The organism is Pseudoduganella sp. RAF19, from assembly GCF_052114165.1.
In the GTDB taxonomy this organism is placed as follows: Bacteria; Pseudomonadota; Gammaproteobacteria; order Burkholderiales; family Burkholderiaceae_D; genus Rugamonas.
Genome location: NZ_JBFREF010000012.1, coordinates 141,253 through 157,317 on the forward strand (window position 1 = coordinate 141,253; position 16,065 = coordinate 157,317).

Sequence of the window (16,065 nt, forward strand, 5' to 3'; positions counted from 1 at the left end):
CCGCCGGGAAGGAGCATCGGCATGCACAGTCCTGTCCTGATGTTCCAGTCCTCCCGCTTCGAAGCGATTCCCGGCGAGGACGAACTGACCAATCCCGGCATCTTTGGCCGCCAGCTTGCTGAGTGGCTGGCTGCCGAGTTGCCGCCGCAAGGCTTTGAGCCCGCCGGTCCTGCGATTCCTGAAGATTTCGGCTGGTGCGTGCCGGTGACGGCGTCCGATTGCGATCTGTACATCGCCTGCGCCAATGCTGAGCAGGGCTGGCAAGCCTTTGTCTTCGCCGAGAGCGGCCTGATGGCCCGCCTGCTCGGCAAAGATCCCCGTCCACCGGCAGTTGCGGCGCTCTACACCGCGCTGCACGCCATCCTGCAGGACGCCGACGGCATCAATGGCTTGCACGAGGAAGATTGAATGTACCCAGTTTCCATCAAGGGCGTGCTGGCCGCGCCATCCGGCGAAGTTGTGCTGCTGATGAACGAACGCGAAGAATGGGAGCTGCCCGGTGGCCGTATCGAGCTGGGCGAATCCGCCACCGAATGCCTGGCGCGTGAAATCCGTGAAGAGCTGAATCTTGATGTCGCGGTCGGAGCTCCGTTGGACAGTTATCTGTTTGAAGTCATTCCAGGTAAACACGTGTTCATCGCGACTTATGCCTGCACGCTGCAAGGTGCCTTCAACGCCGCCATCAGCCACGAACACAAGCGCCTCGGCCTGTTCGCGCCGGACATGCTGCCAGAGCGCCTGCCAGCCGGCTACCGCGCCTCCATCGGCGCATGGAGCGACGCCGCGCGCGCCGCGACGCAAGCTGCCGGTGGCGCCGCCGAACATGCTCCGGCGCCGGTGGCAGCGAGAGCCGCGTGATGCCCTCGAATCGCCTGTCGCGCCATCTGCGTGCCTGCGCCTACAACAACGCCTGGGCCAACCACCGCCTGCTGCGCGCCTGTGCGCAGCTTACGCAAGCCGATTTCGAAGCTCCGCGCACCGGCTTCTTCCCGTCGATCAAAGCGACGCTGAACCACATCCTCACCGTGGACTGGTTCTACATCGACGCGCTGGATCGCAACCTGCGCGGCGAACCACCGCATCCCGACTACCAAAGCTTCTTTCGCCCGGAAGAACCATTCGCAAATTGCGCCGAGCTATGGGCCGCCCAGCGCGCCTCCGACCAGCGCCTGATCGACTACACCAGCCAGCTAAGCGACGACGCGCTCAACGACATCGTAGTCATCGCCCGCATCGATCATGAACAGCGCGACACGCGCGAGCGCCTGCTGGCGCACGTGTTCGAGCATCAGATCCACCATCGCGGCCAGGTGCACGCGATGCTGTCCTCGACGCCTGTCGCGCCGCCCCAGCTCGATGAGTTTTTCTGCGCGAGCGAAGCCCCCCTGCGCAGGCAGGACTTCGCTGAACTTGGATGGACCGAAGAGGAAGTGTGGCCTACTGAATCACCGAGCCATCGAGCGCGTGGCGCGTGATGCTGCCGTCGTCGGCGATGGCGATCCAGCCGCCGCGTGGGGGCGAGAGCTCGGGTTCCCAGTCAGACAGTACATAACGGCGCTTGCCATCCACCACGTGCAGGGCAGGGCGGTGCGTGTGACCGTGGATCATGACCGATGTGCCGGTTTGTTCGAACACGTCCGCGATCGCCTGCGGCGTAACGTCCATGATTTCGTAGGACTTCTCGGCGTGGCCTTCCTTGCTCTTCTCGCGCAGGCCGACAATGATCTGCTTGCGCTGCTCCAGCGGCATGGACAGGAATTGCTGCTGCCACGCTGGCTGGCGCACTTGGGCACGGAATGCCATGTACTTCACATCGTCCGTGCACTGGGCATCGCCATGCAGCAGCGCGATGCGCTGGCCGCCAGCCTCGATCACCCAGGTTTCGGGCAGCAGGGTCAGGCCGCAGGCGTCGGCAAAGGCGGAGCCGACCAGGAAATCGCGATTGCCCGCGATCCAGAACAGCTGCACGCCCGCGTCGCTCACGCGGCGCAGGGCAGACACGATCTGCTGATGGAAAGGCTCGGACAGATCGTCGTCGCCCGCCCAATATTCGAACAGATCACCCAGCAGGTATAGCTGCTTGGCCTGCAGCGCGCGTTCGTCGAGGAAGCGCAGGAACGCTTCCGTCAACGCAGTGCGCTCCGGCTGTAGGTGCAGGTCGGAGATGAGGAGAATCAAGATTAAGCGGCTTCGACTTTTTCGATGATGATGTCTTCCACTGGCACGTCGGCGAACATGCCGGAGCGGGTGGTGCGCACTTTGCGGATTTCATCGACCACGTCGGTACCTTCGGTCACTTTGCCGAATACGGCGTAGCCCCAGCCGTCCTGGCCTGGGTAGTCCAGGAAGGAGTTGTTCTTCACGTTGATGAAGAACTGTGCGGAGGCGGAGTGCGGCGCCGAGGTACGGGCCATGGCCAGGGTGTAAGGCTCGTTCTTCAGGCCATTCTTGGCTTCGTTTTCCACGGTCTGGTCGGTCGGCTTCTGCTTCATGCCTGGCTCGAAACCGCCGCCCTGGATCATGAAACCGTCAATCACGCGGTGGAAGATGGTGTTGTCGTAGTGGCCTGCGTTCACGTAGTGCAGGAAGTTCTCGACGGTCTTCGGTGCTTTTTCAGCATCCAGTTCAGCGACGATCTTGCCTTTGTTGGTGGTGATGGTGATGGTGGTCATGTTCTTTTTCCTTTAATACGAGGGCCGGGAGTGTACCGCAGCCAATGGCAAAACGCTATTTTAACGCTTCGGGCGTTGGCACGGGCTGCTGCGCTGGTTCGGCCGGTGCCGGGACCGGAGTTGGCGTCGGAACTGGCGCTGGTTCGGCGGCCGGTTGCTGCTGCTCAGGCGCGGGTTCAGGTGTTGGCGCTGGAGGCGGAGGCGGCACGATGCGATGCTTGAGCACCGTCACCGACTTCACCACGATCGGCACCACAGGAATGTTCTGGAAATTCGGCTTGTCGTCCACCAGCACGGTCTTGATCTTGTCGACCGTCTCCTTGCCCTGGATCACACGGCCGAACACCGCGTAGCCATTGCCGTCCGGCGCTGGATAGTCGAGGCCGGGGTTGTCGACCACGTTGATGAACCACTGCGACTGGCCGGAATTCGGATCGTCGTGGCGCGCCATCGCGATCGTATAAGCGTCGTTGTGCAGGCCGTTCTTTGCTTCGCTCTTGATGGTGGGGCGCAGACCCTGTTTGCTCTTCAGGTCCGAGGTGTAGCCGCCGCCCTGAATCATGAAGCCATTGATCACGCGGTGGAAAATGGTGTCCTTGTAGAAGCCGCTCTTTACGTAAGCCATGAAATTGGCGGTCGAGATCGGCGCCTTTTCCTGGTCCAGTTCGACGATGATTTCGCCCATCGTGGTCTTCATGGAGACCTGGGGATTCTCGGCCGCGTGCACGGCGCCGGTCAGCAGCATGGCCGCGAAGGCCAGGCTCTTCAACTTCTGCATATGTCTTTTTCCTTTTATGATGCGGTGACGGCGGGTCAATGACCCGCCCTACATTGTGGCGTAGGGCGGATCATTGATCCGCCGCAATCTCGCTCGGGCGTTTTTATCAATGCTATACTTCCGCTGACGTTCCATTCTAACAAAGAAGAACTATAACAAAGGGCGGTCGGATTCCACTGCACAGACGACTGGCGCGGCACTTCTCGTGTCTGCGCCCTCTTGTCGTTCTGCTATGGCGAGGCCAGCCCGTTTTACCAGGACCCGATGAGTAATTTAAAGATTTACAACACGCTGGCGCGCGAGAAGCAGACGTTCAAACCGATCGAAGAGGGCAAAGTCCGCATGTACGTGTGCGGCATGACCGTCTATGACTACTGCCACGTCGGCCACGGCCGCATGCTGATGGCGTTTGACGTGATCTACCGCTGGCTGAAGACATCGGGTTATGCCGTCCAGTATGTCCGCAACATCACGGACATCGACGACAAGATCATCAAGCGCGCCGTGGAAAACGGCGAAACCATCGGCCAGCTGACCGGCCGCTTCATCCAGTACATGAATGAGGACTGTGAGGCGCTGGGTATTCTGGAGCCGACCAATGTGCCGCGCGCGACGCAGTACGTGCCGCAGATGCTGGACATCATCCAGAAGCTGGAAGACAAAGACCTGGCTTATCAGGGCGACGATGGCGACGTGAACTACGCCGTGCGCAATTTCGCGGGCTACGGCAAGCTGTCCGGCAAGTCGCTGGACGACCTGCGCGCCGGCGAGCGCGTGGACGTCAACACCGGCAAGCGCGATCCGCTCGATTTCGTGCTGTGGAAGTCCGCCAAGGAATCCGAACCGGAAGAAGTGAAGTGGGACTCCAAATGGGGCAAGGGCCGTCCGGGCTGGCACATCGAGTGCTCCGCGATGTCCTGCGCGCTGCTGGGCGAACAGTTCGACATCCACGGCGGCGGCGCCGACCTGCAGTTCCCGCACCATGAGAACGAGATCGCCCAGTCGGAAGGCGCCTTCGGCCACGATATGGTGAACTACTGGGTGCACAACGGCTTCGTGCGCGTCGATAACGAGAAGATGTCCAAATCGCTGGGCAATTTCTTCACCATCCGCGAAGTGCTGGAAAAGTACGATGCCGAAGTGGTGCGCTTCTTCATCCTGCGCGCCCACTACCGCAGCCCGCTGAACTATTCGGACGCCCACCTGGACGACGCGCGCGGTGCACTGACCCGTCTCTACACCGCGCTGGATGGCGTGGAAGGCGATGGCCAGCCGCTGGACTGGAACGAAGACAACGCCAAGCGCTTCGCCGAAGCGATGAACGATGACTTCAACACGCCGGTGGCCGTGTCCGTGCTGTTCGACCTGGCGTCGGAAGTCAACAAGACCAAGTCGCCTGCGGCCGTGCGCCAGCTGCAAGGCCTGGCGGCCGTGATTGGCCTGCTGGAGCGCAGCCCGGACGAGTTCCGCAAGGCCACACCGGCCGGTGCGGCAGGCGAGGGCATGGACGAAGCAGCGCTCGGCGTCGCCATCGCCGAGCGTGCCGCGGCCAAGAAGGCGCGCGACTTCGCCAAGTCGGACAAGATCCGCGCTGACCTGCTGGCAGCCGGCATCGTCCTCGAAGACAAGCCTGACGGCACCACGAACTGGCGCCGCGCATAATGGTCCAGGCCAGGGAGAAAGCGGCCCCGGTGCCGCCGTATTGGGAGGAAGCCAAGGCAGAGCTCATGAAGCGGGACCGCATCATGAACCGCCTGATTCCCCAGTTCGGCGACCTGCACCTGGTCGGCCACGACGATCCGTTTACCACCCTGGCGCGTTCCATCGTCAACCAGCAAGTCACGCCCAAGGCCGCCAATGTGGCCTGGGCCAAGCTGCTGGATGCCTGCCCCAAGTTTTCTCCCGCCGCCGTGCAAAAGGCTGGCGCGGTACAACTGGCCGCTTGCGGCCTGTCTAAACGCAAGACCGAATACATCCTGGACCTGGCTGACCACTTCAAGACGAAGAAGGTGCATGCCGCCGAATGGGGCCAGATGGACGATGAAGCGGTCATTGCGGAACTGGTTCAAATCCGCGGCATTACGCGCTGGACAGCAGAGATGTTTTTGATATTTAATCTGCTCCGTCCCAATGTGCTGCCGCTGGATGATCCCCGTTTGATCGACGGCATCAGCCAGAATTACTTCTCCGGAGAGCCGGTTTCCCGTAGCGATGCGCGGGAAGTCGCCGCCAATTGGGAACCTTTCAAAACGGTAGCCACCTGGTATTTATGGCGTAGTCTGGACCCGGTTCCGGTAAAATAGCGAAAATGGACGCCGTGCCGCCTGCCAAAAGCGGGTAGCCCTGGCGGTGAAACACTCGGAGGTACAATGATTAAAACGACTTTCCTCAATTTTGAACAACCGATTGCGGAACTGGATTCCAAAATTGAAGAGCTGCGTTTCGTGCAAGACGATTCGGCCGTCGATATTTCGGAAGAAATCGACCGTCTGGCTAAAAAGAGCCAACAGCTGACCAAGGATATTTACGCCAAGCTCACGCCTTGGCAGGTTTCTCAGATCGCTCGTCACCCACAGCGTCCATACACCATGGACTACGTGAACGAGATCTTTACCGACTTCCACGAACTGCACGGCGACCGCACCTATGCGGACGACCAGTCCATCGTTGGCGGCCTGGCGCGCTTCAATGGCCAGCCTTGCATGGTGATCGGTCACCAGAAGGGCCGCGACACCAAAGAACGCGCCATGCGCAATTTCGGCATGCCGAAGCCTGAAGGCTATCGCAAGGCGATGCGCCTGATGAAGGTTGCCGAGAAGTTCAACCTGCCGATCTTCACCTTTGTGGATACCCCTGGCGCTTTCCCTGGCATCGACGCTGAAGAGCGCGGCCAGTCCGAAGCGATCGGCCACAACCTGTACGTGATGGCCGAGCTGAAAGTGCCGCTGATCGCCACCATTATCGGTGAAGGCGGTTCCGGCGGCGCACTGGCAATCGCCGTGGGCGACCAGGTGCTGATGCTGCAATACGCGACTTACTCCGTGATCTCGCCGGAAGGCTGTGCTTCCATCCTGTGGAAGACCTCCGAGCGCGCTTCCGACGCTGCTGAGGCACTGGGCCTGACCGCGCACCGCCTGAAGGCCATGGGCCTGATCGACAAGATCGTCAGCGAACCGCTGGGCGGCGCTCATCGCGATCCGAAAGAAATGGCCAAGCTGCTCAAGCGCGCACTGGCCGATTCCCTGCGCCAGTTCCAGGGCGTCAAGACCAAGGACCTGCTGACGGCCCGTCACGAGAAGCTGATGAGCTACGGTAAGTTCAAGGAAACCAACGCGCCGGAATAATCCGCGCGTTCGCCAGCCCGTCCGATGCCCGGCGGGCTGACAGCATGAACCAGCAGCCCGCCTCACTCGACTCCCTCTTCGCAGCATCCCTCGCCGCGCTCCCGCGCGCGGCCGGGGAGGGCGTCGCCATCGCTCTCAGCGGCGGCCTGGACTCCTCCGCGCTCCTGCACCTGGCCCACGCCTTGTCCCGCGCCGCCGCGTCCACCGCTGCGCACTCGCCGCGCCTGTTTGCTTTCCACGTACATCATGGCCTCAGCGCCAACGCCGATGCCTGGCTCGCCCATTGCGAGCGCGAGTGCGCCGCGCTGGGCGTCACCTTCGCTACGCGCTACATCACGCTGGACGACAAGCGCTCCGGCACCGAAGCCGCCGCGCGCAAGCAGCGCTATGCAGCACTGGGCGAGATGTGCCGCGAACATGGCATCAAGCTGCTGCTGACCGCCCACCATCAGGACGACCAGGCCGAAACCATCCTGCTTCAACTGCTGCGCGGCTCCGGTCCCGCAGGCCTGTCCGGCATGGACGCCGCCAATCGCGCGCCTGGCCTGCTGGGCTCCGAAGACATCCTGCTCGCACGTCCGCTGTTGACTGCCAGCCGCGCCGAGCTCGAAGACTACGTGCGCGAGCACAGCATCGCCCACATCGAAGACGAATCCAACACCGACCAGCGCTACGCCCGCAACGCGTTGAGGCACAGCGTGATGCCGCAACTGGAGCGCGCCTTCCCCGGCTACCAGGACCGCTTCGCCCGCAGCGCCAGGCACGCCCAATCCGCGCAGCGCCTCCTCGACGAACTCGCCGCCGACGACCTCCACGCCTGCCTGCGCGATCCTGCTGCGCCCGCCACTGCGGATCGCCGCGCCGTTGCCGATGCGCCTTCCGATGCGGCCGCTGACCCGTCGAGCAGCGCCGCCGCGTCGCATGGCCGCGTGACCCATGCCGCAAGAGGCGAGGGCGTCGACCCACATTCAGGGCTGGACCTGTCGCGCCTGCGCGCCATGTCCGAAGACCGCTGCAACAACTTGCTGCGCCACTGGTTCGCGCAGCGCCAGATCCGTCTGCCATCGACCAGTTGGCTCGCCGAAATGCGCGAGCAGGCGCTGACCGCGCGCGATGACGCCAATCTGCGCGTCACCCATCCCGACTGCGAAGTGCGCCGCCACCGCGACACGCTCTACCTCGTCCCGCGCCGCCCGGCGTTGCCGGAAGTCGACCACCACTTCCGCTGGAATGGCGAAACGGCGTTGGCGTTCCCTGCATACGGTGGCACGCTGCACATTGAGCTGGCTGCGGAGGGCATGGACCCGGACTGGCTGGGCCAACAGCTGCTAACCATCGGCAAGCGGCACGGCGGCGAACGCCTCAAGCCCGCCCACAATCGCCCCACGCGCGATCTCAAGCACCACTACCAATCCCTGGGCGTTCCCGCCTGGGAGCGCGAAAGAGCCATTCTGATATCCATTCCTGGCCAACTTTTATATGCGAAGGGAATCGGCATGGACTGCCATAAACTGACCACTGGTCAGGCCCCGCGCATAGTTTTCCGCTGGGAAGCCGAATAATCTTCGTCTACAGTTGTCTATACGTATGTACTTATGCCAAATTGGTATGAGTTTAGTACCTTTTTGACTTGAGATTTTGCAACGCAGCATGTAGAGTAAAGGGCTCCTTTATCACATCAGTGCGGAAATACAAGCATGGCTTTAATTGTCCACAAATACGGCGGTACGTCGATGGGCTCGACGGAACGCATCAAAAACGTCGCGCGTCGCGTCGCCAAATGGCACGATGCGGGACATCAGATCGTGGTGGTGCCGTCGGCAATGTCCGGCGAAACCAACCGTCTGATTGCCCTGGCCAAGGAAGTGCAAAACCCGCCCGACCCGCGTGAGCTGGACATGATCGCCTCTACCGGCGAGCAAGTCTCCGTGGGCCTGCTGTCGATGGCGCTGCAAGCCATTGGCAAGGACGCGGTTTCCTACACCGGCTGGCAAGTGGCAATTAAAACCGACTCCGCCTTCACCAAAGCGCGCATCCAGTCGATTGACGATGCCCGCGTGCGCAAGGACCTGGAAGAGAACAAGATCGTCATCATTACCGGCTTCCAGGGCGTGGACGAGAACGACAACATCGCCACGCTGGGCCGCGGCGGTTCGGACACCTCTGCGGTGGCGATTGCCGCCGCATTGAAGGCCGACGAATGCCTGATCTATACCGACGTCGACGGCGTCTACACCACCGATCCGCGTGTGGTCTCCGAAGCGCGCCGCCTGAAGGCGATCACCTTCGAAGAGATGCTGGAACTGGCGTCCCTGGGCTCCAAGGTCCTGCAGACCCGCTCGGTGGAATTCGCCGGCAACTACCGCGTACCGACCCGCGTGCTGTCCTCGCTGACCGATCCGCTGATGGATCTCGCCGAAGAAGCCAGCTCGGGCACCCTGATTTCGTTTGAGGAAGACAAGAATATGGAACAAGCAGTTATCTCCGGCATCGCCTTCAACCGTGACGAAGCCAAAATCACCGTGCTGGGCGTGCCGGATCGTCCCGGCGTCGCCTTCCACATCCTGGGCCCGGTTGCCGACGCCAATGTCGAAGTCGACATGATCATCCAGAACCAGGCCGTTGACGGCAAGACCGACTTCACCTTCACCGTGTCGCGCAACGACTACCAGAAGGCCATGGACGTGCTGCACAACGAGAAGGGCGAGATCGGCCACCACACCCTGGTGGGCGATGCGAAAGTGTCCAAGATCTCCGTGGTCGGCGTGGGCATGCGCTCGCACGTGGGCGTAGCCTCCAAGATGTTCCAGACCCTGGCGGAAGAGGGCATCAACATCATGATGATCTCCACTTCCGAGATCAAGATTTCCGTGCTGATCGACGAGAAATACATGGAGCTGGCCGTGCGCGCGCTGCACAAAGCGTTCGAACTGGACAAAGCGTAAATATTTCCAAAAAAAACCGTTGGATTGCCTTGACCAAAGCGGGTTCGGTCATTAATATGGCGGTCGTCTGATCTGACGCAGCAATGTAAAGAACAGACGATCGTTGAGCAATCAGCGAGGAGACGTGGCCGAGTGGCCGAAGGCACTTCCCTGCTAAGGAAGCATACGGGCAAAACCTGTATCGTGGGTTCGAATCCCACCGTCTCCGCCAACCACACTCAAGGTTGGCAAACAATACCCCGCGATAACCATCACTAAATTCAGTAGAATCAAGGAGTTAGTGGGTGGCTAGCGACAACGAGTCGCACATTCAGCAACACAACAATCCCCAGTCACACATGCGCGTGTAGGTTCATTTGTAGGTATCATTAGGCATCGCCTTTGACCGTACCTACAAAACGCTGCCATGGCCATCAATTCACTCACCGACGCTGATTGCCGTCGAGCCACGCCGAACGACGGCAAGCTACGCAAACTATTCGACGGCCACGGGCTAATGCTTGCTGTTCTGCCCAGTGGAAACAAGGTATGGCGCATGGCCTATCGCGATGCCAACGGTAAGCAGCAGACGGCAGTGATTGGGCCTTACCCATTGATCGGCCTGAAAGATGCGCGTGAGCGCCGTGATGCGCTGCGCCTACGCCTCCTGGATGGTGAAGACTTGAAAAGCAAGTCTGCCGGCAAGCCTTCGATAACGCTCGATGAGGCGCACGAAAAGTATTGGGCGGGCCGCACTGATACCAAAGAGGGGTATCGGAAAAATGCGCGCAGCGCGTACGAGATGTACATGTCTCCGACGCTTGGCAAGGCGATGGTCCGAGACATAACCAAGGAGCAGCTGATGGAGGCGCTTCGTCCTGTGGATCAAGAAGGCAAGAGTGTGTACGTGAGGCGCCTTAGGATGTGGGTGAGTCACGTAGTGGAATGGTCGCATCAACATGGATACTGTGATGGCAATCCGGCTGCCGCCATCAACCCTAAGGTCGCATTCTCTCGCAAAAAGGCGGTTGGGTTTGCTGCGCTGCCACTTGCGGATGTCCACCCGTTTCTAGAGCGCATGGCGTTAGAGGAGATGACTCAATCGGTGCTGGCGTGCAAACTTCTGGCGTTGACATGGACCAGGACCGATGAACTTCGGAGTATGACTTGGGATGAGATAGAGGGTGACCTGTGGCGCGTTCCGGCTCATAGGATGAAGGGCGGCCGCGAGCACTTGGTACCACTGTCAAAGCAGGCGCAACAGCTATTCACGGAATTGAAGCGCCGCGCGCGCGGAAGTAAGTACGTGTTCCCGAACGATCGCACCGCCACCAGGCCAATGAGCGAGAACGCGATTCTCTACCTTATTCATCGGATCGGATTCAAAGGAAAGATGACCGGCCACGGCTGGCGCAAGGTTGGCTCGACCTGGGCCAACGAAAATGAGTACAACCGCGATTGGATCGAGATGCAGCTCGCGCACGTAGAGGAGAACGAAGTGCGCGGCGCTTACAACTCTGCGGAATACTTAAAGCAGCGCCGGGGAATGATGCAGGACTATGCGGACTGGCTACTTAAAGAAGCCTAATCCCGGCCGCCTGAAGCGTCGACAACCGCCAGCCGACCGTGCGCTGCGTGATTGCGACATCGGGCGGCGGTAACTTACCATCGCGCAGCCAGCGGCGCAGCGTCTCTGATGTAACCCCCAGCATCGCGTACAAGTCCTGACGGTAAATGACCCGGTCCTCGACTGTGGCCGCCATCATGTTCATTTGGCTCATATCCGACATCGTCTGCTCCTATTCGTCACACATACCCATTGCCCGCGCCTGGCTGGCCAGCTGCTGCAGCGCCTCACCCATTGGCTTCCTGCCTGGTGCCTCACACCGGCCGGCGGCCTGCCCGATCTCGTAGATCACCTTGAACTCGCGCCACATCGTTCGCGTGCTGCCCATCAAGTACCGTCCATCGGCTTTCTTGCGGAGGTCTACTGGCTTGTCATGGCAGTAGTTCTCGAAGGCGGTTTGGATGGTGGTCATGGCTTGCCACCCTTAGACCTATGGCCGCCAAGGCAGGCGCCAGCAACCACTCCGAGCGCGCCATACACAAGCACGTAGCCCCATTGCGCATGGCCATCTGCGGTTCGGGCAGGCGCCGCGCCAAAGTTGATTGAGGCAAAGCACAGGAGCGCCATCCAGCAAAAGAAGGTGTCACGCATTTTCACGCCCCACGCACTCACACCGCTTACCGTAGGTAACGCCAGTGCCTTCGCAGATTTCGCAGCTTGGCACCTGCTGTAGCGGTGCTGCGCGGCCATAAACTGGCACAAGTCCGAAGTCTTCACTTGCCCACATCCATTCTTTCGTGGCAGTGCCCGCTTTGAAATTTACGAGCGCTTGCGGGTCTATCCACGCCACTGGCTCTACTGCCTTAGGTTCAGCGAACAGCGAGCCATCCTGCTCATGCATCAGGCGCCAGTATTGCGGCTGCGTGAGCCAGCGGCACGAACTGTCGAACAGAGCATACTCGCCATCCTTGTGCAGGATGCGCCCGATCACCTCGTAGCCGCGCTGCTTCAGGTCGGCTAGCTTTCGATCAAACAGCGGGCGGGGATCTGGCGCTTCATCTGCCTGTGGTGAAGCGGCGAAAGCGACAGGAACGGCTGCGGTGCCGGTCAATATCGAATGGAGTTTCAAAGCGTAGGTACGCCATTGAGCCTTGTTGCGCTCTGCTACCTGAAGCTTCTGCCAAGTGGACTTGTAATCGGCATCCCAATCTTCTGGCGTTTGCTGCGCATACGTCAGGTCAGCCAGCGATTCCATTTCCGGCTGTTCCGGTACTGCGCTTGCCTTCGGTTTGTTATTCGACAATTCAGTCATTTTGCGTCCTCCCAGCCCCAACCGAGTAATTCTCCCGTGTTTTTGATCTGCTCCTCAGTCGGCTTGCTGTAGATGGCAAATTTCGTCAACGCTGGCGCTCCTGGATAAAGAACCCAATACCCTACTGGTTCTGGATAGTTGGTCCGAATTATCCGCACCGGGCTTTCGAACATCATGCTCGGTATTGGCTGTACTGCAGCGGGTTTAGTCGTATCGTTCATCGCGGGATGCCTTTCCATGTTGGTACCTTTACCGACACCGCGCAGAACGTCGTGTTCATCGGCGGACCCGGCACCGGCAAAACGCACTTGGCGACTGCTATCGCCGTGGCGGGCATCACTGCCATGGGTAAGCGCGTCCGCTTCTACTCGACAGTCGATCTGGTCAACGCGCTGGAACGGGAAAAGCGAGAGGGCAAAGCTGGCCGCATCGCACAGTCGCTGCCGCGCATGGACCTCGTCATCCTCGACGAGCTGGGCTATCTTCCCTTCAGCCAGGCAGGCGGGGCGCTCCTGTTCCATTTGCTCTCCAAGCTGTACGAGCACACGAGCGTCGCCATTACTACCAACCTGAGTTTCGCGGAATGGTCTGCCGTGTTCGGCGACGCCAAGATGACCACGGCGCTGCTGGACCGGTTGACCCACCACTGCCATATCGTGGAGACCGGCAATGACTCCTACCGCTTCCAGCACAGCAGCATGGCCGCCAAGGGAAGGATTAAGGAACGGGAGCAAAGGCGCAAGTCCGGCAAGGCTAGTGATTCGGCCGATCCGATTTGAAGCACGGCGAAACAAGCAATGAGATAAATCGTTTATCTCGTTAATTGCTATCTACCGCCCCAAGGGGGATTCGCTTCGGGCGGCGCCCTACGCGAATCCCCCTTGTTATTTGGTACACTTATCCACAGCCGATGCTTCAAACTCGGCACCCCGCCCCTGGGTCAAAATTCAATCAGCAGGTTGGGTCAAATTTCAATCAGCGCCAACAATCGCGCTTCCAACCGCGCATTGACGTAGTCGATGAAGGGCCAGTGCTGCGCGTAACCGCTGAGCTGCCCGGCATGGAGCGAGGCGATCTCAACCTCACCGTCGAGGATGGGGCGCTGGTATTGCGGGGCGAGAAAAAACAGGACATGTGTAACGAGGAAGCGGGCTGTTACCGACTTGAACGCGCCCATGGCCGGTTCGTGCGTACAATTCCGATGCCGGAAAACGCCGAGCCGGACCATGCCCTGGCGAAGTTTGACAATGGCGTGTTGACGTTGACCGTGCCGAAATCGGAGCCGTCGCGCTCCGCGAGCCGCGTAATCGATATCGACTAGGGGCCTCCAATTCGCGCCGGAAGCGGAGAGGGATGTGGCGAACGGTGCCGTTAGCACAACTGGTAGAGCAGCAGATTTCTAATCCGTTGCTCCAGAACCATCCGTAGGGCTGCGGGATTTGGCATTTCGGCGCAAAGCGCAACATCAAACCCAAGCAAAGGGTGTTCTTTGCGCCGCATGGCAGACCTTGGCCTCATCGATCTGACCCGCGGTGCCGTAGCTGGCGCGGCCAGCGGCGGGACCGCCGTGCGCAGTGAAGCGTAAATGGCGCCGGTACGGCGCTCCATGCATTCGACAAATTGCTGAATCTCACAAGTAGGGCGATGCGGCGCACCGTCGGCCAAAGATAACGCCCCCTTTCTGTCCGCGACACGCTCTATGCAGCGCGTTAAAAAAAACCCGCTCATCGAGCGGGTTGAATCTATTTCCTTGGAGGGGAATAGAGGAGACAGGACCAGTATGTTGTGACGCAGCATTAAAGTCCAGTTTTCTTTCAAAATATTGGATATCACCAAGGGAAATGTCTCGAACATCATCCTGTGGGCGAAGGGAGCGGTGACGACACTGCCATCCACGGCGAGCCAGCGACCAGGATTTCAAGCGAAATGCGAGAGTCTGGCGGTATGGCCGATGCGATTGCTGGACGAGACCCCTCGGAGGTCTCGCTGGTCACCTCACAAATGGCTAATTGATGCCAATAGCCTCAAGATCATCTCGGTGGACCTTGGGTCAGGGATTCGCAACTCCGCTGGTCCCAGACGCGATGTGGTTGAGTTCGGAGCGCTAGCAAGCGGATTGTGTCGCTCGGTCTGTTTCGTCGCCGGAGAGGACGGGGCATCCTGTTTTAATCGGGCGTTGCGCCGTTGCCAGATGCATGCAGTGTACGCCACTGAAGTGCGCGTACGATTAGCGTCCGTATCGACCTGCCTCGCACGTGAGATAGTTTTTTCCCGCTTGCGTGCGGTAGTTGGTCATTTATCCGGCTTGAGGGAATCGGTGACCGACAACTTGCGCCTTAGCGAGGGATCGTACAGGACGCGCATGATCGTGGCCGTCTTCAGTCCATACATCTGCAGCAAGGTGTCTGCATACTGTCGGCCTGCAGTGTTCAAGACGCGGACTGCACGATCGCACACCGCCGCAGTGGCCAGATTAACGCGACGCTTTGGTGTTTCCACGGAGGATTCCGCGGAACCTATCGTCGATGGCGTCCGGAGCGATCCGCCAGTAAAGGTTCCGGGCACAGTCATCGCGTTCCGATCGAGTAGATGATCGTTGTGACGGCACGGGCCGGTACCGGAGAGAACGCAGGCTGCGACATCTGCCTCGATTGCGCAATGCCGCAATAAATTGTACTAGTTCAAACTTGATCCGACACGAAATGTCAGATGAGCTAGAGTTCTGCCAGGCCTGTACTAACCCCGACCCGTTCTAATACTTGGCGTCATACGAACGACCGCTTCCGCAGCGATTAGTGTCGTTCGGCTTCCATCAGCTTGGTCTGCGAGCGATCATTTCCGCCACCTCGTCGCACCACGCGATGTAGGCTTGTTCGGCCAGCACGCCGCGGCGCGTCACCAGCAGCGGTCCCAACTGCTTCTCGGTCAGCACAGCTTGCCTTTCGAGGAAGAATTCAAGCTGCGCCACGTGGTCGGCGCGAACCTCGCGGATTTGCTGTAGCGCGGTGTCGCGCGGCAGCAGATCGAAACACAGTACCCGCAGTATCTGCTCATCCTTGATGGCCGGGCGCGGCGAACCTTTCGCCACCCATGCCGTCAACTTCTCGATGCCCGCCGCGGTCAGGCTGTAGATTGAACGTTCCGGCCCGCGCGTTCCGGGCAGGCGTTCCGATCGAATCAGCTCGTCCTTCTCCATTTCGCGCAAGGCCGGATACACCGAACTATGGTCGACTGACCAGCAATGCTGGCCTCCCTGCTGAAGCCATTTGGTCAGCTCGTAGCCAGAACGCGGCTCGTTATAAATACCGGCCAACAGCACATTTTTCAGCGGCTTTTCCTTACCGGCGTCCTTCAGATCACTCACTCGCCTTGCTCCTTCTCCTTGGTCACCTCAACGCGCAGGCAAATCAACTATGTTAGTTTTGACATAGTTAAAAATCCATGGCACTATGTATTTTCCTACATACC

At 60.0% G+C, this 16,065-nt stretch carries 18 protein-coding genes, 1 tRNA gene and 2 pseudogenes; 12 read left to right on the top strand and 9 right to left on the bottom strand.

Annotated elements, in window-relative coordinates; genetic code table 11:
• The first annotated feature begins 21 nt into the window (after positions 1-21).
• From AB4Z19_RS27530 to AB4Z19_RS27540, 3 genes are read left to right on the top strand one after another with little or no spacing between them, the layout of a single operon-like run.
• Positions 22-408 (top strand): hypothetical protein, encoded by a 387-nt coding sequence (locus AB4Z19_RS27530; RefSeq protein WP_442025433.1) that lies wholly within the window; start codon positions 22-24, stop codon positions 406-408.
• The gene (locus AB4Z19_RS27535) at positions 409-858 is read left to right on the top strand and encodes an NUDIX hydrolase (RefSeq protein WP_442036730.1); all 450 of its coding nucleotides are present in this window, start codon (positions 409-411) and stop codon (positions 856-858) included.
• Entirely contained in the window at positions 858-1,475 is a 618-nt protein-coding gene (locus tag AB4Z19_RS27540; protein WP_442025438.1) for a DinB family protein, read from the top strand. Before AB4Z19_RS27535 ends, AB4Z19_RS27540 begins: the two co-directional genes overlap by 1 nt.
• On the opposite strand, the gene AB4Z19_RS27545 is transcribed toward AB4Z19_RS27540, so the two are convergent.
• Genes AB4Z19_RS27545 through AB4Z19_RS27555 form a run of 3 tightly spaced genes read right to left on the bottom strand, consistent with a single transcriptional unit; the run spans position 1,438 to position 3,450 of the window.
• Positions 1,438-2,178 carry a UDP-2,3-diacylglucosamine diphosphatase gene (locus AB4Z19_RS27545; RefSeq protein ID WP_442025435.1) on the bottom strand — a complete coding sequence of 247 codons (741 nt, stop codon included), beginning with the start codon at positions 2,176-2,178 and terminating at the stop codon, positions 1,438-1,440. The two genes, AB4Z19_RS27540 and AB4Z19_RS27545, sit on opposite strands and share 38 nt — an antisense overlap.
• 2 nt (positions 2,179-2,180) lie before the next feature.
• Positions 2,181-2,672 (bottom strand): peptidylprolyl isomerase, encoded by a 492-nt coding sequence (locus AB4Z19_RS27550; protein ID WP_442025436.1) that lies wholly within the window; start codon positions 2,670-2,672, stop codon positions 2,181-2,183.
• Between the two features lie 55 nt (positions 2,673-2,727).
• Positions 2,728-3,450, bottom strand: a complete 723-nt coding sequence (locus AB4Z19_RS27555) for a peptidylprolyl isomerase (RefSeq protein ID WP_442036732.1) — start codon at positions 3,448-3,450, stop codon at positions 2,728-2,730.
• Between the two features lie 264 nt (positions 3,451-3,714).
• Between AB4Z19_RS27555 and cysS the strand changes: the two genes are divergently transcribed.
• The 7 genes from cysS (at position 3,715) to AB4Z19_RS27590 (ending at position 11,306) form a co-directional block, all read left to right on the top strand.
• Positions 3,715-5,112, top strand: a complete 1,398-nt coding sequence (gene cysS, locus AB4Z19_RS27560; RefSeq protein WP_442036734.1) for a cysteine--tRNA ligase — start codon at positions 3,715-3,717, stop codon at positions 5,110-5,112.
• A gap of 65 nt (positions 5,113-5,177) precedes the next feature.
• The gene (locus AB4Z19_RS27565) at positions 5,178-5,753 is read left to right on the top strand and encodes a DNA-3-methyladenine glycosylase family protein (RefSeq protein ID WP_442036736.1); all 576 of its coding nucleotides are present in this window, start codon (positions 5,178-5,180) and stop codon (positions 5,751-5,753) included.
• A gap of 66 nt (positions 5,754-5,819) precedes the next feature.
• The gene (locus AB4Z19_RS27570; RefSeq protein ID WP_442028830.1) at positions 5,820-6,794 is read left to right on the top strand and encodes an acetyl-CoA carboxylase carboxyltransferase subunit alpha; all 975 of its coding nucleotides are present in this window, start codon (positions 5,820-5,822) and stop codon (positions 6,792-6,794) included.
• A 44-nt stretch (positions 6,795-6,838) separates the two neighbouring features.
• On the top strand, positions 6,839-8,356 hold the full coding sequence (tilS, locus tag AB4Z19_RS27575; RefSeq protein WP_442028831.1) for a tRNA lysidine(34) synthetase TilS: 1,518 nt from the start codon (positions 6,839-6,841) through the stop codon (positions 8,354-8,356).
• Positions 8,357-8,491: 135 nt separating this feature from the next.
• On the top strand, positions 8,492-9,739 hold the full coding sequence (locus tag AB4Z19_RS27580) for an aspartate kinase (protein WP_442036738.1): 1,248 nt from the start codon (positions 8,492-8,494) through the stop codon (positions 9,737-9,739).
• A gap of 118 nt (positions 9,740-9,857) precedes the next feature.
• A tRNA-Ser gene (locus tag AB4Z19_RS27585) sits at positions 9,858-9,950 on the top strand.
• A gap of 195 nt (positions 9,951-10,145) precedes the next feature.
• Positions 10,146-11,306: a tyrosine-type recombinase/integrase gene (locus AB4Z19_RS27590; protein WP_442027626.1), complete on the top strand. Its 1,161-nt coding sequence runs from the start codon at positions 10,146-10,148 to the stop codon at positions 11,304-11,306.
• Here the strand turns inward: AB4Z19_RS27590 and AB4Z19_RS27595 are convergent.
• The 4 genes from AB4Z19_RS27595 to AB4Z19_RS27610 all read right to left on the bottom strand — a co-directional run bounded on the left by AB4Z19_RS27595 (position 11,293) and on the right by AB4Z19_RS27610 (position 12,818).
• Positions 11,293-11,508: a helix-turn-helix transcriptional regulator gene (locus AB4Z19_RS27595; RefSeq protein ID WP_442027628.1), complete on the bottom strand. Its 216-nt coding sequence runs from the start codon at positions 11,506-11,508 to the stop codon at positions 11,293-11,295. The genes AB4Z19_RS27590 and AB4Z19_RS27595 overlap by 14 nt on opposite strands.
• Before the next feature lie 9 nt (positions 11,509-11,517).
• Positions 11,518-11,757, bottom strand: a complete 240-nt coding sequence (locus AB4Z19_RS27600; protein WP_442027630.1) for a hypothetical protein — start codon at positions 11,755-11,757, stop codon at positions 11,518-11,520.
• A 171-nt stretch (positions 11,758-11,928) separates the two neighbouring features.
• Complete coding sequence (locus AB4Z19_RS27605) at positions 11,929-12,597, bottom strand: hypothetical protein (protein ID WP_442027631.1); 669 nt, start codon at positions 12,595-12,597, stop codon at positions 11,929-11,931.
• Positions 12,594-12,818: a hypothetical protein gene (locus tag AB4Z19_RS27610; protein WP_442027633.1), complete on the bottom strand. Its 225-nt coding sequence runs from the start codon at positions 12,816-12,818 to the stop codon at positions 12,594-12,596. The genes AB4Z19_RS27605 and AB4Z19_RS27610 overlap by 4 nt, the downstream gene beginning before the upstream one ends.
• A gap of 24 nt (positions 12,819-12,842) precedes the next feature.
• Between AB4Z19_RS27610 and istB the strand changes: the two are divergent.
• Together istB and AB4Z19_RS27620 are read left to right on the top strand one after the other, a co-directional pair.
• Positions 12,843-13,376: pseudogene (gene istB, locus AB4Z19_RS27615) on the top strand (IS21-like element helper ATPase IstB); the annotation flags it as partial.
• A 206-nt stretch (positions 13,377-13,582) separates the two neighbouring features.
• Positions 13,583-13,918, top strand: a pseudogene (locus tag AB4Z19_RS27620) (Hsp20/alpha crystallin family protein); the annotation flags it as partial.
• Between the two features lie 50 nt (positions 13,919-13,968).
• On the opposite strand, the gene AB4Z19_RS27625 reads toward AB4Z19_RS27620, so the two are convergent.
• Both AB4Z19_RS27625 and AB4Z19_RS27630 read right to left on the bottom strand, forming a co-directional pair.
• On the bottom strand, positions 13,969-14,493 hold the full coding sequence (locus AB4Z19_RS27625) for a hypothetical protein (RefSeq protein ID WP_442036740.1): 525 nt from the start codon (positions 14,491-14,493) through the stop codon (positions 13,969-13,971).
• A 916-nt stretch (positions 14,494-15,409) separates the two neighbouring features.
• Positions 15,410-15,961 carry a PadR family transcriptional regulator gene (locus AB4Z19_RS27630; protein WP_442030083.1) on the bottom strand — a complete coding sequence of 184 codons (552 nt, stop codon included), beginning with the start codon at positions 15,959-15,961 and terminating at the stop codon, positions 15,410-15,412.
• Positions 15,962-16,065: the final 104 nt, after the last annotated feature.

What these genes read in the sequence shown, in the direction of transcription:
- AB4Z19_RS27530 (WP_442025433.1), top strand. Translation starts at nt 22, where the DNA reads ATGCACAGTCCTGTCCTGATGTTCCAGTCCTCCCGCTTCGAAGCGATT.
- AB4Z19_RS27600 (WP_442027630.1), bottom strand. Translation starts at nt 11,757, where the DNA reads ATGACCACCATCCAAACCGCCTTCGAGAACTACTGCCATGACAAGCCA.
- cysS (WP_442036734.1), top strand. Translation starts at nt 3,715, where the DNA reads ATGAGTAATTTAAAGATTTACAACACGCTGGCGCGCGAGAAGCAGACG.
- AB4Z19_RS27565 (WP_442036736.1), top strand. Translation starts at nt 5,178, where the DNA reads ATGAAGCGGGACCGCATCATGAACCGCCTGATTCCCCAGTTCGGCGAC.
- AB4Z19_RS27605 (WP_442027631.1), bottom strand. Translation starts at nt 12,597, where the DNA reads ATGACTGAATTGTCGAATAACAAACCGAAGGCAAGCGCAGTACCGGAA.
- AB4Z19_RS27535 (WP_442036730.1), top strand. Translation starts at nt 409, where the DNA reads ATGTACCCAGTTTCCATCAAGGGCGTGCTGGCCGCGCCATCCGGCGAA.
- AB4Z19_RS27570 (WP_442028830.1), top strand. Translation starts at nt 5,820, where the DNA reads ATGATTAAAACGACTTTCCTCAATTTTGAACAACCGATTGCGGAACTG.
- AB4Z19_RS27580 (WP_442036738.1), top strand. Translation starts at nt 8,492, where the DNA reads ATGGCTTTAATTGTCCACAAATACGGCGGTACGTCGATGGGCTCGACG.
- tilS (WP_442028831.1), top strand. Translation starts at nt 6,839, where the DNA reads ATGAACCAGCAGCCCGCCTCACTCGACTCCCTCTTCGCAGCATCCCTC.
- AB4Z19_RS27540 (WP_442025438.1), top strand. Translation starts at nt 858, where the DNA reads ATGCCCTCGAATCGCCTGTCGCGCCATCTGCGTGCCTGCGCCTACAAC.
- AB4Z19_RS27590 (WP_442027626.1), top strand. Translation starts at nt 10,146, where the DNA reads ATGGCCATCAATTCACTCACCGACGCTGATTGCCGTCGAGCCACGCCG.
- AB4Z19_RS27595 (WP_442027628.1), bottom strand. Translation starts at nt 11,508, where the DNA reads ATGTCGGATATGAGCCAAATGAACATGATGGCGGCCACAGTCGAGGAC.
- AB4Z19_RS27550 (WP_442025436.1), bottom strand. Translation starts at nt 2,672, where the DNA reads ATGACCACCATCACCATCACCACCAACAAAGGCAAGATCGTCGCTGAA.
- AB4Z19_RS27555 (WP_442036732.1), bottom strand. Translation starts at nt 3,450, where the DNA reads ATGCAGAAGTTGAAGAGCCTGGCCTTCGCGGCCATGCTGCTGACCGGC.
- AB4Z19_RS27610 (WP_442027633.1), bottom strand. Translation starts at nt 12,818, where the DNA reads ATGAACGATACGACTAAACCCGCTGCAGTACAGCCAATACCGAGCATG.